Source organism: Bifidobacterium sp. LH_558 (assembly GCF_056356295.1).
Genome location: NZ_JBKETZ010000001.1, coordinates 23,037 through 37,796, shown reverse-complemented (window position 1 = coordinate 37,796; position 14,760 = coordinate 23,037). Strand labels below are relative to the sequence as shown.

The window sequence follows — 14,760 nt, the reverse complement described above, 5'->3', positions numbered from 1 at the left end:
TCCTTACTCGTCGGATTCGCTCAGACTCAGCTCGCGCTGCGCCCGGGCGACGATCATCGTACGCAGCGTCTCCGGCGCGACCGCGGTGATGTGGCGCGCGTGGGCGATGCAGAAGGCGACGAACCAGGAGTCGGAAGAGACGATAAGATGCACCTTCTCCCCCGTGCCGCAGGATTCCACCTGAGCGCCGGGCAGCGTTTTGATGAACGGCAATCCGCTCTGGTCGGTGATGAACACCGCGGCGGTGCCGTTGTCGAAATTCCATTTGCGCAGTTCGGCCACCGGCACGTCGGGAATGTCGAGTTTGGCGATGGGCTCAACCATCGTGGCATCCTCGATGCGCGCCAGACGCAGCACCTGCCAGGTGCGCGGCTTGCCGTTCGTCTTATCGATGGTCGTGTCTTTGACGACGTGGGATTTCATCTCCTTGGGCGCGGCCTTGGCCACGTCCGTCCACACGGCCGCGTAATACACGCCCTCGTCCACGAAGATCTTCGCCGGCGCAACCAGCTTGCGTCGGGTGCGACCCGCTCCGTCGGTATATTCCATATCGAGCAGGGAACCGGTGGAGATGGCGCGCTTGACGATGGTGAAGCTGCGCGGTTCGATCTCATAACCGGTCAGGCTCAGCCACGGGGTCTGACCCGGCGTGACATGCTTGCGCAGGCGGCGATACAGCGATTCCGCCTGGTCACGCTGGTATGCGGGCAGCAGCGGCGCGTGCGCGAGATAACTCACCGAAGCGGTGAGCATGCTCAGGTACTGCGGCGAAATGCCGGCCAGACGCTCCAAACCAAGCGAATTGGTGGCCGAGACGATGCCCTCGGAATCAAGCAGCGGCCAGTCGATGTCGAAGAACTGGCTGCCGGCCATCTCACCATCGTCCGAGACGGTGGTGAGTGTATTGATGTCCTTATGGATGATGGCGATCTGCTTTTTGAGGTCGTCGTTGCCTTTGGACTTGCCGATGAAGCGTTCCGCCAGTTCGGCCATCGAGAATTCCTCGCCCAGGTGCGCGGAAAGGAACAGCATCAGACGCAGGCGGCGATCCACCTCGCTGCCGGTCTGGAACGAGGAGCTGTTCTTCTTGGCTTGGGCTTTGATCGATTCGGGATCGCCCGGTTCGCTGACGCTGCTGATGGCGTCCGAAACGACGGTGGCGCTGTTGTCGCTGGCGGTTTCGTCGGCCAACGTGAACTGCGTGGCGGCGTGCAGACGACGATGGAAGGCGTCGACCGCCTCCTGAGGGCTCACGATGGACGCGCCGGGATGTTCCAGCACGTACATGGCCAGATCGTCGGAATCCGTGTAGGCGACGTTGAGATGTTCGCCGTCCACATCGACGGTGGCGGCGAAACGACGCGAATCAATCACCTTGACCAGCGCGTCGGGAATGGTCTGCGTGCCCAAGCCGGGCGCGATGGAATCCAGCCCGAGACCGGGAATCGGGGTCTGCGGCACGCGCGGCGTGGTGCGCGACTGGTGGGTGAGCTGCGGCTGCTCGGGCTCGGACGACATGGACATCGAACGGGCCAGATAATTGGCCGCGGCCAGCACCGGCAGGTCCTCAGGCTCGAAATGCAGACGCACACGCGGTTCGTCGCCCAACTGCAGGCGGTAGGACGCGAAATCCTGCCCCTCCGACTTGGACGAGTATTCGGGCTGACGGGATTCGATGGCGATGCCCATGGCGGCGAGCTTGGCACGGTCGCGCTGGAACTGCTTGGCGAACGCGGCCTTGGCCGCCTGATCGGCGAGCTCGCCGTATGAATCGGCGTAGGCCTTGACCCGCTGGGCGATCTGACGTGACGTCAGCCATTGCGGAAAGGCGGATGACAAAACAGCGAGCACATCAAGTTCGTGCTTGCCCCATTTGTCCGAAAAACGCCGGCGTCCGCTGCTACCCTCTGCCATTAGTCCTCACGTATCGTTATCGTTTCGTAGTAAGTGTGCATGCGCTAATCGCACACTTCACTCTATATTAGAGGGTTTTTGCGGCGGATGCTGTCATTTTCCGAAAAAACATCCTTTTTTTGGCTTATCGATGAACGGGTCACACCCAATCATCAGGCTCGATACCAAGCGGACCAACGTATTCGCCGTTGGGAACATAGCTCGGTTTGCCCATGTCTTCGAGCGTGGCGTCCGCGAACATGATCACGTCGCGGCCGAACGTCCAGTCGCCGTGGATGGTCACCGAGTTCGCCGCGGCCAACGACGGCACCGCGTACGGGAAGCGTTCGTCGAAATCGTGGATGTTCTTGTAGTAGCGCTGATCAAGCTCCACGTTGGGGAACTGATAGTTGCCGTCCTCCATCTCATAGGTGTCGGTGAGATGGAAACGGTCGGAGCGCATGATGAACAGGTCGTTCGTGGTTTTCACCGGCAGGAAGCGCATGCGGTCCACCTGCACGCAGATCGCGCCGTTGAACAGGTTGATCGCGGCGCCCATTGCGGTTTCCAGCTGGATCACCGTCTCGGTGTCGGGATTGGTGGGGTCCACGGTTTTGCGGTTGCGAATCACCGGCAGAGGCAGCACGCCGTCGCATTCGGCGAGCTTGGCCTTCAGCGCGTCGATACGCACCCAGATCGAGTTCGTATTGAAATACGGGTGCTTTTTGATGTTCTGGGCGTCCGCCTTGTCATCCGGATGCACCTGGCTCATCTCGCGCAGCATCAAACGGCCGGTGACCTTGTCACGCACGATATGGCCGCCCTTGCGGTCGGCGTAGGTGCGGGTGGCCACCTCGACCATGAACGGCGCTCCCGTGTTCTCGAAATGCTGGGCGAGCGTGCGCGAGGGGCGCGCGCCGAGATTGTCGGAGTTGGAGATGAACAGATATTTGAAGCCCTTTGCCTCCAAGGCGTCCAGCAGTCCGGACTCCCAAATCGTGGAGAACAGGTCGCCGTGTCCGGGCGGGCACCATTCGAGCTCCGGGTTCTCGGGGAACGACACCGGCTCCCCCGTCGCCTCGCTGATCTTCGGCTCGACATGCTGGATGATCTCCACAGGGATGTCGTCCTGCACGAACTTGCGGTTCTGACGGATCACCTTCATGGTGTCCTCGGAGGTGCGGAAGGAGTTCATCAGCGTCAGCGGCAGTTCGACGCCCAGACGGCTGCGGGTGGAGAGCACCTGGCCGAGGATGATATCAATGAAACGCACCTGCTTGGCCTTGTGCCTGCGCACCGGCAGCAGCGACTTGGCGCAGTCGAGACCCATCGAGGTGCCGAGGCCGCCGTTGAGCTTGAGGAAGGCGGTTTTGGCGAAGGCGTCCACGGCCTTGTCGTGGTTGATGGTCTCGTAGACGTCGTGGAAGTTGGGCACGCCGTCCAACGGTTCGACGTCGTCCTCGCGAATCCAGCTGCTGGCCTCCTCATGACGCCACACATCGTACAGGCGCTTGAACTGGCTGATGGCCATCTCGCTCATACCCGCATCGCGCATCTTCGCGGCGGAAACCTCGAACACCTCGTCCTGCTGGTCGCTCACATCGATCCCTTTCTCAAGTCAATACCCCGAACAAGTCTAGCGGACCATGGTGCAGGGCATGTGAATGCCGGCATCAAGCCGGTGAATAATCCGTGGAGAAAGGGGGTATGGAAAAGAAAAAAGACTGGAATCTCTCGATTCCAGTCTTCACCAGTCGGGCCGGCGGGATTTGAACCCGCGACCCCTTGACCCCCAGTCAAGTGCGCTACCAAGCTGCGCTACGGCCCGAACGGAGTGCATCAGCACCGAGTGGATAATTTACCACATCTGTGGATTCATGCAAATTTTATGAGCTTCAAGCGTGTTGTGTCTGATTCTCTAGATTTCACGGGCGCGCTCGCATCGGGCACGTCACCGATACGACGTGGGTTTGAAACAAAAAGAGTTTGGTGTGTCGAATTCGCCGGTTATGGGCGTTTTCGCACACCAAACTCTGAAATCAAACGTTTTACCTGAGCAAGGCTTTTCGGTCCGACACACCAAACTCGAATTTGGGTTTTTCGAGCGGTGCGAAGGGCGTTATTTGCGCTTCTTCTTTTCGCGGATGTTCACCGAGATCTGAATCGGCGAGCCCTCGAAACCGAATTCCTCGCGCAGGGAGCGTTCGAGGAAGCGACGGTAGCCGTGCTCCAGGAATCCGGTGGCGAAGATCACGAAACGCGGTGGGCGTGTGCCGGCCTGCGTGGCGAACAGGATACGTGGCTGCTTGCCTCCGCGCAGCGGATGCGGATGCGCCGCCTGAATCTGCCCGAGGAAGGCGTTGAGCTTGCCGGTGGGCACGCGCTGGTCCCAGGATTGGAGCGCCTCGCGCATGGCCTTGGACAGGCGGTTGGTGTGCCAGCCGGTTTTGGCGGAGAGGTTCACGCGCTGCGCCCAGGTCACGCGGTCGAACTCGGTGGCCCACAGACGTTCGAGACGCTGCTTGTCGAACTCGTCCATCGCGTCCCACTTGTTGAACACAAGCACGATGGCGCGGCCCGCGTCCACCGCGGTGCTCATCACCTTGAGGTCCTGATCGGAGATCGGCTGGGAGGCGTCGAACAACACCAGCGCGAGTTCGGCGCGTTCGATGGCGGCCTGCGTGCGCAGCGACGAATAGTATTCGGCACCGGTGAGCTTGTGCTGGCGGCGTTTGATGCCGGCCGTGTCGATGAACAGCCAATCCTCGCCGTCCATGGTCACGATCTCGTCGACCGGATCGCGCGTGGTGCCCGCCAGATCGTTGACCACGGCGCGTTCCTCGTCGGCAAGCTGGTTGAGCAGCGAGGACTTGCCCACGTTCGGACGACCCACCAAGGCCACGCGGCGCAGATTCGTGGGCGTGAGATAGCCGGAGGTCTTCTCCGCCTTGGCCAGCGAGTCCAGGGCGGCGTCCAGCAGATCGCCCACTCCCCTGCCGTGCATGGCGGAGATAGCGTAGGGCTCGCCGAGTCCGAGTTTCCAGAATTCGGCGGCCATGTATTCGCTGATGGCATCGTCGATTTTGTTGACGGCCAGCGTCACCGGCTTGCCGGAGGCGCGCAGCATCTTGACGATGCGTTCGTCCGTGTCGGTCATGCCCACCTGGGCGTCCACCACGAATACGACGGCGTCGGCCAGCTGCACGGCGATCTGCGCCTGTGAGGCGATGGCCGAGTCGATGCCTTCCACGTCGGCCTCCCAGCCGCCCGTGTCGACGAGTTTGAAGTCGGTTCCGGCCCATTCGGCGTCATAGCTCACGCGGTCGCGCGTCACGCCGGGGGTGTCCTCCACCACTGCGGCGCGACGGCCGAGAATACGGTTGACCAGCGAGGACTTGCCCACGTTCGGGCGTCCCACGACGGCGAGCACGCCGACCTGACGCGGACCGGCGGAGGTGGAATCGTCGGCGAAGCCGCGTCCCTCGATCAACGCCTCGTCGCCCTCATCCAGCTCGTAGCCGGCGAGATTGGCCGCGTACTGCTCGTATTCCTGCTCTTCGATGGCGTCCTCGACGATGGTGGTCAGCACATCCAAAGTCTGGGAGAAGTCCATGTCGGAGTTGTCCACGGTGAGCACGCCGTCGGCGGCGGTCAGGAAGTTCGTCACCTGGGAGTCGGCCTTGTCGCGGGCGACCACATCCTCGGCACCCACGCCGGCGACGGCCTGGCCGGTGCGGCGGGCCTGACGTACCTCCTCGCTGGCGGTGAGCAGGATGCGCACCTCGGCGTCGGGCGCCACCACGGTGGTGATGTCGCGCCCCTCGGCCACGATGCCCGCGCCGCGCGAATACGAGTCGCCCGCCGCCTCACGCGCGATATAGGCGCGCTGCGCGGCAATCAGCACATGGCGTACGGGAATGATGTTCGAAACCTTCGACACGTGCGATGAGACCTCGGACGAGCGGATCGCCTGGCTGATGTCCTCGCCGTCAGCGGTCACGCGCGGATCGTCCGGATCGACGCTGATGTCGAAATGGCCTTCGGTGAAGAAGGCGCCCACCGCTTCGGTGACGGTTTGCTCGTCAACCGTTTCGGCGTCCAAATCGATGCCCTGATTCAGGCACCACCAGGCGCAGGCGCGGTACATCGCGCCCGTGTCGAGATAGGCGAAATCGAAATATTTGGCCAGCGCTTTGGACGTGGACGATTTGCCCACGCCGGCGGGTCCGTCGATGGCTACGCGGATCACAGGCCGACCTCCTTGGACAGCGAACGGATCTCGGTCTGGCTGAGCACACGGTAGGCGCCCGGCTTGAGATCGCCGAGTTTGATCGGGCCGATCTGCGTGCGGACCAGCCGCTTGACCGGGAAACCGATGGAGCCGAAGATACGGCGCACGATGCGGTTCTTACCCGAATGCAGCACGACCTTGACGATGGTGCTGTCTCGGTTGGAGTCGAGAATCGAGCAACGGTCGAGCTTGATCCAACCATCGTCGAGCTGCACGCCCGTGGTCACCAGCCTGCGGCACACCGTGCCGCTGATCTTGCCTTCGAGCGTGGCGATATAGGTTTTCTCCACCTCGTACTTGGGGTGCATCACATGCTGGCTGAGCTCGCCGTCGTTCGTCATGAGCAGCAGACCCTCGGACTCGTAGTCGAGGCGGCCCATATGGAAGATGCGGTCGTATTTATCGCCCACAATGTCGCGCAGCGTGAATCGCCCCTTGGGATCATCCATGGCGGAGAGCACGCGGCGCGGCTTGTTCAACGCGAGCGTGACGTGATTGGTGTTGATACGGACTCGGGAACCGTCGACGCGGATCTGCTGCTTGCTCGGATCTACGCGGCTGCCCAGCTCGGTGACCAGTTCGCCATCGACCTCGACACGGCCGTCGGTGATCATCTCCTCGCATTTGCGTCGCGAGCCAAAGCCTGCCTGAGCGAGCAGCTTCTGCAGACGGATTCCATCGGTATTGTCATCGTGCGCCTTCTGGGCACGGGAATATGCGTGTGGCATCGTTCTCCCAACGTGGCCTGGCAAGGCGGTCGCCTTGCATGGTTTCTTATGCATATGCCGGTGAACCGCCGACTCTTCCAGCGATTCCCAACCTTTCCATTCTATCCTACCGCCGGGTACTGCTACACTGGCAGACGTTCGGCGGGTCCTTTTTCCGCCGTGATCAATAGAACAGAGGTATTCAAACCATGGAAGAAACGAAGCAACAGCCGCTGGCCATCCGAGTGGCCGCAGAATTGGCTGGAAGTTTCCTGTTGTGCTTTGCCATTTACGCGTATTCGACCTGGGGGTCGGCCGTGTTCGGCATCAATGTGGTGTTCGCCGCCCTGGCCACCGGTCTGGCCTACGCGGCCGTGACGGCGATCTTCTCGAAGGTCTCCGGCGGACAGCTCAATCCCGCGGTGACCGTCGCCGCCGTGCTCGCCTCGAAAACCAAGGTGCTCGACGGCGTGCTGTATGTGATCGCCCAGGTGGTCGGCGCCATCGCCGCGGGCTTCGCGGTGGTCACGCTGATCCCCACCAATGAGACGGTGACGATGAGCATCTGGCTGCCCGGTGCGGTCAACGGTTTCGAGGAGGGATCCGTCTCCTACTCCGTGCTCAGCCAGTATGGCATCAGCTTCTCGGTCACGCTGGCGATCGTCGTCGAAGTGATCGCCGCGCTGCTGGTGGTCGCCGCCGCCATGTCGTCCCTGGGCGAGCACGGCGAATCCTCCGACCGCCATGTGGTGGCGATGGGCCTGTCCTACGCGCTCGCCGCCGCCATCACCTACCCGGTGACCGGTTCCGGCCTGAATCCGGCCCGTGCCACGGGTATCGCGCTCGCCGCCCAAGGCCAGGGCCTGACGCAGAATCCGTTGCCCCAGCTGTGGGTGTTCTGGATCTGCCCGGTGCTGGCCGCCGCTGTGGTGGCGCTGGCGATGATCGTCACGCAGATGATCAATGACGCGCTGTCCCGTCCGAAAGCCGTGGTTGCGGTCGAAGGCGACGATGCTGAAACCCTGTCGGGTGAGATGGACGCCGTCGAGGTCGAGGATGGAACGGTTGAAGCCGAGGCGGTCGCCGAGGAGACTTCAGTCGAGGCCGAAGCCTCACATGATGAGGCTGATGCTGAAGTACGTGACGAGCAGTCCGACGCCCAACGCGATGCCGATGAAGGAGTCGAACGCCACTGAGCGCACTTTCCAAGGGCTGCGTTCGCGTAATACCAGACGCAGCACTCCGGTGACGATGGCCGCCGCGGCGAGTACCGCCGTGGCGGCCATCGTGTATCCGAAGAAGGCCGCGACGACGGCAAACGCCACCATGGCGAGCACGATCCATTCGAACCAGGGCTTGCCCTCATTCGTTTCGGAAACGGTCGGATGGTCCTTCATGGTGGTCCTTACCTGTATTGCATTGGACAGCTGGTCTTACGACTGACTGTTGCATTATAGAGGCGTAACGCCCGATGCGGCGAATCGCCGGCGAACACGATATGCGAAGGCCGGCTGGATGGGAATGGCAAATCCCCTCCAGCCGGCCTTAACCGATCAGTGGAAGAAGTGGCGCGTACCGGTGAGGTACATGGTCACGCCGGCCTGCTTGGCCGCCTCGATCACTTCTTCGTCGCGGATGGATCCGCCGGGCTGCACGATCGCCTTGACACCGGCCTTGATCAGAATCTCGGCACCGTCGGCGAAGGGGAAGAACGCGTCGGACGCGGCCACCGCGCCGGTGGCGCGATCGGCGTTGTCAGCCAGCGTGTTGGCGCGCTCGACGGCCAGATGGCAGGAGTCCACGCGGTTGACCTGGCCCATGCCGATGCCGACCGTGGCCTGGTCATGCGCGAGCAGAATGGCATTCGACTTGACGCAGCGGATGGCGCGCCAAGCGAACACGAGATCCTTCAGGGTCTCGGCGTCCGCGGCTTCGCCGGAAACGAGCTTCCAACCGTTCGGGTCGTCGCCGGGAGCGTCGATCAGGTCGGTGTCCTGCACCAGCAGTCCGCCGTCGATGGCGCGGATCTGCTCATGTCCCTTCGGCGGTTCGGCCACCTTCAAGATGCGCAGGTTCTTCTTCTTGGTCTGCAGCAGCTCCAGGGCCTCGGGCTCGTAGGCGGGGGCCACGATCACCTCGGTGAAGATCGGACGCACGCTTTCGGCCATGTCCAGCGTGACGGTGGTATTGCACGCCACCACGCCGCCGTAGGCGCTCACCGGATCGCAGGCGTGGGCCTTCTTATGCGCTTCGGCCGCGGTGGCGCCGATGGCCAGACCGCACGGATTGTTGTGCTTGACGATAGCCACGGCGATGGAGGGGGCCATATCCCACACGGCTCGCCATGCGGCGTCGGCGTCCACGTAGTTGTTGTAGCTCATCGGCTTGCCGCCGAGCTGTTCGGCATGCGCGAAACCGGTCTGGTTCAGCGGATCGAGATACAGCGCGGCCTGCTGGTGCGAGTTCTCGCCGTAGCGCAGCGTGTTGGCGCGGTCCCAGGTGCGCGTGAACTGCGCGGGGAACTTGGCCGTGTCGGTCTGCTCATCGTCAGATGCCACGGTGGCGGGCTTGGGCCACTGCTTGGCGGTCCATTCGTTGATGGTCGCGTCATAGGCGGCGGTGTGCGCGAAGGCCTTGGCGGCGAGCCAACGGCGCTCGTCCAGCGAGAAGCCGGTGCCGTCGGCCACGCGGGAGGCGACCAGCGCGTAATCCTGCGGGTCGGTGACGATGGCCACGGTGGCGTGGTTCTTGGCCGCGCCGCGCACCATGGAGGGGCCGCCGATGTCGATCTTCTCGATGATGGCGTCGGTGTCGGCGCCGGAACGCACGGTGTCGGCGAAGGGATACAGGTTCACCACCACCAGATCGAAGGGCTTGATGCCCAGCTGTTCGAGCTGCGCCACATGGTCGGTGTTGGTCATGTCGGCCAGAATGCCCGCGTGGATATGCGGATCAAGGGTTTTCACGCGGCCGTCCAGGCTTTCGGGGAAACCGGTGACCTCGCTGACTTCGGTGACGCTCACGCCCAGCGCGGCGAGCGTTTTGGCGGTCGACCCGGTGGAGACGACCTCGGTGCCGGCCTTCACGAACGCGTCGGCGAGCACCTCGATTCCTTCCTTATGGAAGACCGACACCAGTGCTCGGCGAATCGGTCGGTTCGTGTTTGTCATCCTGTTCCTCCTTGGGTTGTGAATCTGAAGGTTGCAAGTCGGTTGATTGGCCGGACGCGGCTGCGTCCGCGGTGCCGCTGGCGGTACGCGCGACGGCGGTGGTGCGGGGCGTCCTGTGTTCGTCGTGGTTCTGCGCGTCGCGGGTTTGCGCGTCGCGGGTTTGCGAGATGCGGCGCGATATCCAGCCTATCCCGAAAAACGCGGCCGTGACAACAAGCGCGGTCATCCATGCGGCGAACAGTCCGACGGCGGTGGGCCGTCCGATCGTCTGGGTGGATTGCACCACGTCGACGCCCACATGGGCGAGCCGATGCTCCCCCAGCGAGCCGTTGGACAGGGCGAATACGGCCGCGGAACAGACCGCGACCAGCGCGCCGGCCAGACAGAAGGCCGCCGCCGGATACACCAAATCGAGCACCATGCGCTTGTCGGTCCACTCATGCATCATCCGCATCGGCCGGTACGCGAAACCCTGCGGCAGAAAAACGGCGAGCAACCCGAGTACGAGGGCCGCGGCCAACGGAATCATCATCAGCACGGTACGCAATACATCGTTCTCGACCGGATTCGGAAACAGTCCGAATATCGGCACAGCCGGCAGCCCGCTGGACTGGCCGATCCACAGGGTGAAGCTGCCGAGCTCACCGATTGAGAATCCGGCGCCGAACAGCCACGAGCACGCCCAGACGCACAGATTGGGCAGCCAAATCAGCGAGGCGATGGTGGTGAGCACACGCGAGCCGGTCTGCATGCCCGCCATGTCGAACACCGCGGCCATCGCGTCATGGTTCATCCACACCCACGAAATCACGGTGCCTATGGCGCAAAGCGCGTACACGCCCATCAAGGCGGCGGCCAGTATCAGGCCGCGCTTCAGGCAATGGCGGATGGGTGTGGAAAGACGGTCCCGGATGAGCTGGGCCACGCCATGGATGAGTCGTTTGTTGGCGCAGATAGCGCAGATGACTGCGAATATGTACAGTCCCGCGCATTTGAGCAGGGAGATTCCCAAGTCATCCGTCAACCCCACCTCGACGCCTCGCCTGAACATGGTGTTGATCGCCAGCCATCCCACCAGTCCGCCGACCAATGCCTGCGGAGAGAAGGCGCGCAGACGTGTGATCAGCGAGGCGATGAGCGCGACCAGCAGGGCGGTCAGACCAAGCGGCGTGATCGTCAACGTGATGGACGATGTGGTGAAGCCGATGCCTTGGCTGAGCAGCACCACGGCTTGCGTCAGCGGCACCGTATGGGCGGAGAGGTTGTCCCCGCCCTCCTCCATCGAAACGACCAGCAGGATCAGCGCGATGCAGCAGCCCAGCGATATCGCGAAGATGGCCATGGCGAGGACGGATAGCAGCAGTCCCCTGCCCCACTGTTTGAGGGATTCGATCATAGCAGCGACTGCTTGGCGAGCACCTCGCGCATCAGAGCGGCGGCCTGTCCCGGGGTTTTGCCCACCGGAATGCCGACGGCCTCAAGCGCTTCCTTCTTGTCTTGCGCGGTGCCTTTGCCGCCGGAGACGATGGCGCCGGCATGCCCCATCTGCTTGCCCTCCGGAGCGGTGAATCCGGCGATGTAGGCGACGATGGGCTTGGTCATATGCTCGCTGGCCCACTGGGCCGCGTCCTGTTCCGCATTGCCGCCGATCTCGCCGATCATCATCACGGCCTTGGTGTGCTCGTCGGCCTCGAAGGCTTCAAGCGCCTCCTGCAGGGTGGTGCCGACGATCGGGTCGCCACCGGCACCCAAGCAAGCGGTGAAGCCGATGTCGCTCAGCTCCCCCATCAGCTGGTAGGTCAGCGTGCCGGACTTCGACACCAGTCCCAGCGGTCCGCGCGGCACGATGCCGTCGGGGATGATGCCGAGGTTCACGCCCGGCTCGCCCAGCGTGACCAGACCCGGGCAGTTGGGGCCGACCAGACGCACGCCCTTGCGGCGCGCGAGGGCCACGCAGTAGGCGGAATCAGCGACCGGAACGCCTTCGGTGATCACCACGACCAGCTCGATACCGGCTTCGACGGCCTCGACCACCGCGTTTTTGGTGAAGCGCGGAGGCACGAACACGACGCTGGCTTTGGCACCGGTGGCCTGCTTGGCTTCCTCGCAGGTGGCGAACACGGGAACATGCGCGTCCTGGCCGTTGGCCGCGGGGAAATCGACGGTGGTGCCGGCCTTGCGGGGGTTCACGCCGCCGACGATGTTGGTGCCGGCCTTGAGCATGCGTGCGGTGTGGGTCATGCCCTGATGTCCGGTCATGCCCTGGACGATCACCGGGGCCCCGTCTTCAATGAACAGCGTCATCAGCGCGCCTCCTTCGACTGGACCGCCTCAGCCGCGATGCGGGCGGCCTGGCTGGCGGCTTCTTCCATGGTCTGCGCCACATGGACGTTCGGATTGTTCGCCTTGGCGAGGGTTCTCAGACCCTCCTGCGCCGCGTTGCCGTCGAAACGCACCACCAGCGGCTTGGATCCGCCGCGGGCGGACACCGCTTCGAGGATGCCCTCGGCCACCTGCTCGCAGGAGGTCAGGCCTCCGTACACGTTGATGAACACCGATTCGACCTGCGGGTCGGAGAGCACGATGTCCAAACTGGTGGCCATCACCTGCGCGGATGCTCCGCCGCCGATGTCGAGGAAGTTCGCCGGCTTGATGCCGGTGCCCTGTTCCTCTCCGGCACCGGACACGGCGTCGAGCGAGCTCATCACCAGTCCCGCGCCGTTGCCGATCACACCGACTTCGCCGTCGAGATGCACGTAATGCAGTCCGTATTTGCGGGCGCGCTGCTCGAACGGGTCGGCTTGGACGGCGTCTTCGAAACGCTTCCAGCCGTCATGGCGGAACGCCGCGTTGTCGTCAAGAGAGATTTTGGCGTCGAGCGCGCAAAGCGTCTTCGAGGATTCGTCGTCGGGGTCGCCGATCTTCGCCAAAGGATTGATCTCCACCAGCGTGGCGTCGTTCTCCTTGAAGCATTGCCACATCTTGAGCAGGATCTGCGCGGCCTGATCGACGTCGGCATGGTAGAAGCCGATGCTTTCGGCCATGCGGGTGGCCGCTTCGATGTCGAACTCCTCCAGCGCGCCGATATGCAGGCGCTTGACTGATTCGGGATGCTCCCTGGCGATCTCCTCGACCTCGGTGCCGCCCGCGGCGGTGGCCAGCACATCGTAGTCGCGCGAGGAACGGTCCACCGAAATGGACACGTAATACTCATGCAGGATGTTCTTGGCTTCGGCCACCAGCACGCCGGACACCTTGTGTCCGTGGATGCTCATGGGCAGAATCGCCTCGGAGGCGAGAATGGCCTCGTCGCGGGTTTTGGCGAGCTTGACGCCGCCGGCCTGGCCTCGATGGCCGATTTTGACCTGGGCTTTGATCACACAGGGCAAACCGACCATGTCGACGGCTTCGGCCACTTCATGCGAATTATGGGCGAACACGGCTTTGGGCGTTGGAATGCCCTGCTCTTCAAGCAACTCCCGTGCTTGATATTCGTATAGATCCATGAATGTCTTCCTCAGGATGATGGATGTTGAGGCTGTGCTCGTGGCCAGATGTCGGGCTTAGGCGTGGTCGGGCATGGTGGTGAGCACGCTGGTCGGACGGTCGCCAAGCTGGTTGGTGCCGTTCAACCCGTTGAGTCCCATAACGAAACTGAAGCCCACAACCGTGCCGCCAGCACGTTCGATGAGCTGCGCCGCCGCCTGAGCCGAACCTCCCGTGGCGATGAGATCGTCCACGACAAGCACGCGTTCACCCGGCTTCACAGCATCGGACAGAATCTCGACACCTGTGCTGGCATATTCCATATCGTAGATCTGGCTAAGGGTCTCCGGTGGAAGTTTGCCCGCTTTACGGACGGCGATGAACCCCTTGCCCAGCTGATGGGCCAGCAACGGGCCGAACAGGAAGCCGCGCGCCTCGAGTCCGGCGATGGAATCAAAGGAATCGGCAGGTACCGGCAATGCGGCTTGCAACGCTTCGATGAGGATACGCAAGCCTTTGGCATCGGCGAATACAGGAATGAAATCGCGAAAGAGGATCTCCGGCTTCGGATATCCGGGGATCGTGCGAATCAGCGAGATAAGGTATTCGGCGTCTTCGACGGGAATCTTGTTCAAATCGGCGATGGCGATATCGGCGGACGACATGACGATGGTTGGCTTTCTGCGAATGAACGGATACAACGAGACCGCTCACACCGGATGGTGTGAGCGGATGGAGAGAACTTACTTGATTGTCTCGGGCTGCTGCTCGTCGTTTGTGCTCTCGGCGTCGTCAACGACTTCTTCGGCCGCCTCGATGGACTGATCCATGGGGACCTGCGCCTCGTCGCCGTTCTGCTCAATCGAATCCTGCTCGATCGGGTTGCCGTTCTCGTCCACCTCGTCGTCGGAGACGTAGGCGGGACGTACGTATTCCTTGCTGATCGCGTTGAAGGAGAAGCGAATCAGCGAGCCTTCGGAGTCGATGACGATCTCCTCATACTGGGTGTCGACGGAAACGACCTTGCCGATCACGCCGCCGATGGTGATGACCTCGGTGCCCGGCTGCAGGTTGGTGCGGAAGTCCTGACGCTCCGCCTGCTGCTGCTTGGCTTTACGGGACTGCCACCACATCATGCCGATCATAGCGACCATGATGACGATGAGGAACATATAATCCAAGACGAACTCCTTGCTAGAACTAATAAGCTTTC

The 14,760-nt window shown here is 62.7% G+C and carries 12 protein-coding genes and 1 tRNA gene; 1 reads left to right on the top strand and 12 read right to left on the bottom strand.

Annotated elements, in window-relative coordinates; translation table 11 throughout:
* Positions 1-3: 3 nt before the first annotated feature.
* The 5 genes from AC1AV0_RS00205 to AC1AV0_RS00185 form a co-directional block, all read right to left on the bottom strand.
* Complete coding sequence (locus AC1AV0_RS00205) at positions 4-1,914, bottom strand: helix-turn-helix transcriptional regulator (RefSeq protein WP_476570495.1); 1,911 nt, start codon at positions 1,912-1,914, stop codon at positions 4-6.
* Positions 1,915-2,053: 139 nt separating this feature from the next.
* A complete protein-coding gene (locus AC1AV0_RS00200; RefSeq protein WP_476570901.1) occupies positions 2,054-3,448 on the bottom strand; it encodes a UTP--glucose-1-phosphate uridylyltransferase in 1,395 nt (464 codons plus the stop codon).
* Positions 3,449-3,647: 199 nt separating this feature from the next.
* Positions 3,648-3,721, bottom strand: a tRNA-Pro gene (locus AC1AV0_RS00195).
* A gap of 291 nt (positions 3,722-4,012) precedes the next feature.
* Positions 4,013-6,142: a bifunctional cytidylate kinase/GTPase Der gene (gene der, locus AC1AV0_RS00190; RefSeq protein ID WP_476570494.1), complete on the bottom strand. Its 2,130-nt coding sequence runs from the start codon at positions 6,140-6,142 to the stop codon at positions 4,013-4,015.
* Positions 6,139-6,912 (bottom strand): pseudouridine synthase, encoded by a 774-nt coding sequence (locus AC1AV0_RS00185; protein ID WP_476570493.1) that lies wholly within the window; start codon positions 6,910-6,912, stop codon positions 6,139-6,141. The genes der and AC1AV0_RS00185 overlap by 4 nt, the downstream gene beginning before the upstream one ends.
* 188 nt (positions 6,913-7,100) lie before the next feature.
* Here AC1AV0_RS00185 and AC1AV0_RS00180 point away from each other — a divergent pair, with 188 nt between their 5' ends.
* Entirely contained in the window at positions 7,101-8,087 is a 987-nt protein-coding gene (locus AC1AV0_RS00180) for an aquaporin (RefSeq protein ID WP_476570491.1), read from the top strand.
* Here the strand turns inward: AC1AV0_RS00180 and AC1AV0_RS00175 are convergent.
* The 7 genes from AC1AV0_RS00175 to AC1AV0_RS00145 form a co-directional block, all read right to left on the bottom strand.
* Positions 8,004-8,288, bottom strand: a complete 285-nt coding sequence (locus AC1AV0_RS00175; RefSeq protein ID WP_476570490.1) for a DUF3017 domain-containing protein — start codon at positions 8,286-8,288, stop codon at positions 8,004-8,006. The two genes, AC1AV0_RS00180 and AC1AV0_RS00175, sit on opposite strands and share 84 nt — an antisense overlap.
* Positions 8,289-8,444: 156 nt before the next feature.
* Positions 8,445-10,061 carry a bifunctional phosphoribosylaminoimidazolecarboxamide formyltransferase/IMP cyclohydrolase gene (gene purH / locus AC1AV0_RS00170; protein WP_476570489.1) on the bottom strand — a complete coding sequence of 539 codons (1,617 nt, stop codon included), beginning with the start codon at positions 10,059-10,061 and terminating at the stop codon, positions 8,445-8,447.
* Positions 10,009-11,457: a cell division protein PerM gene (locus AC1AV0_RS00165; RefSeq protein WP_476570487.1), complete on the bottom strand. Its 1,449-nt coding sequence runs from the start codon at positions 11,455-11,457 to the stop codon at positions 10,009-10,011. Before AC1AV0_RS00165 ends, purH begins: the two co-directional genes overlap by 53 nt.
* Positions 11,454-12,365, bottom strand: coding sequence for a succinate--CoA ligase subunit alpha (sucD, locus tag AC1AV0_RS00160; RefSeq protein ID WP_476570486.1), 912 nt, complete (start codon positions 12,363-12,365; stop codon positions 11,454-11,456). The genes AC1AV0_RS00165 and sucD overlap by 4 nt, the downstream gene beginning before the upstream one ends.
* Complete coding sequence (gene sucC, locus AC1AV0_RS00155; protein ID WP_476570485.1) at positions 12,365-13,567, bottom strand: ADP-forming succinate--CoA ligase subunit beta; 1,203 nt, start codon at positions 13,565-13,567, stop codon at positions 12,365-12,367. The genes sucD and sucC overlap by 1 nt, the downstream gene beginning before the upstream one ends.
* 57 nt (positions 13,568-13,624) lie before the next feature.
* A complete protein-coding gene (locus AC1AV0_RS00150) occupies positions 13,625-14,212 on the bottom strand; it encodes an adenine phosphoribosyltransferase (RefSeq protein WP_476570484.1) in 588 nt (195 codons plus the stop codon).
* 78 nt (positions 14,213-14,290) lie between these two features.
* Positions 14,291-14,719, bottom strand: coding sequence for a preprotein translocase subunit YajC (locus AC1AV0_RS00145; protein ID WP_476570899.1), 429 nt, complete (start codon positions 14,717-14,719; stop codon positions 14,291-14,293).
* Between the last annotated feature and the right edge of the window lie 41 nt (positions 14,720-14,760).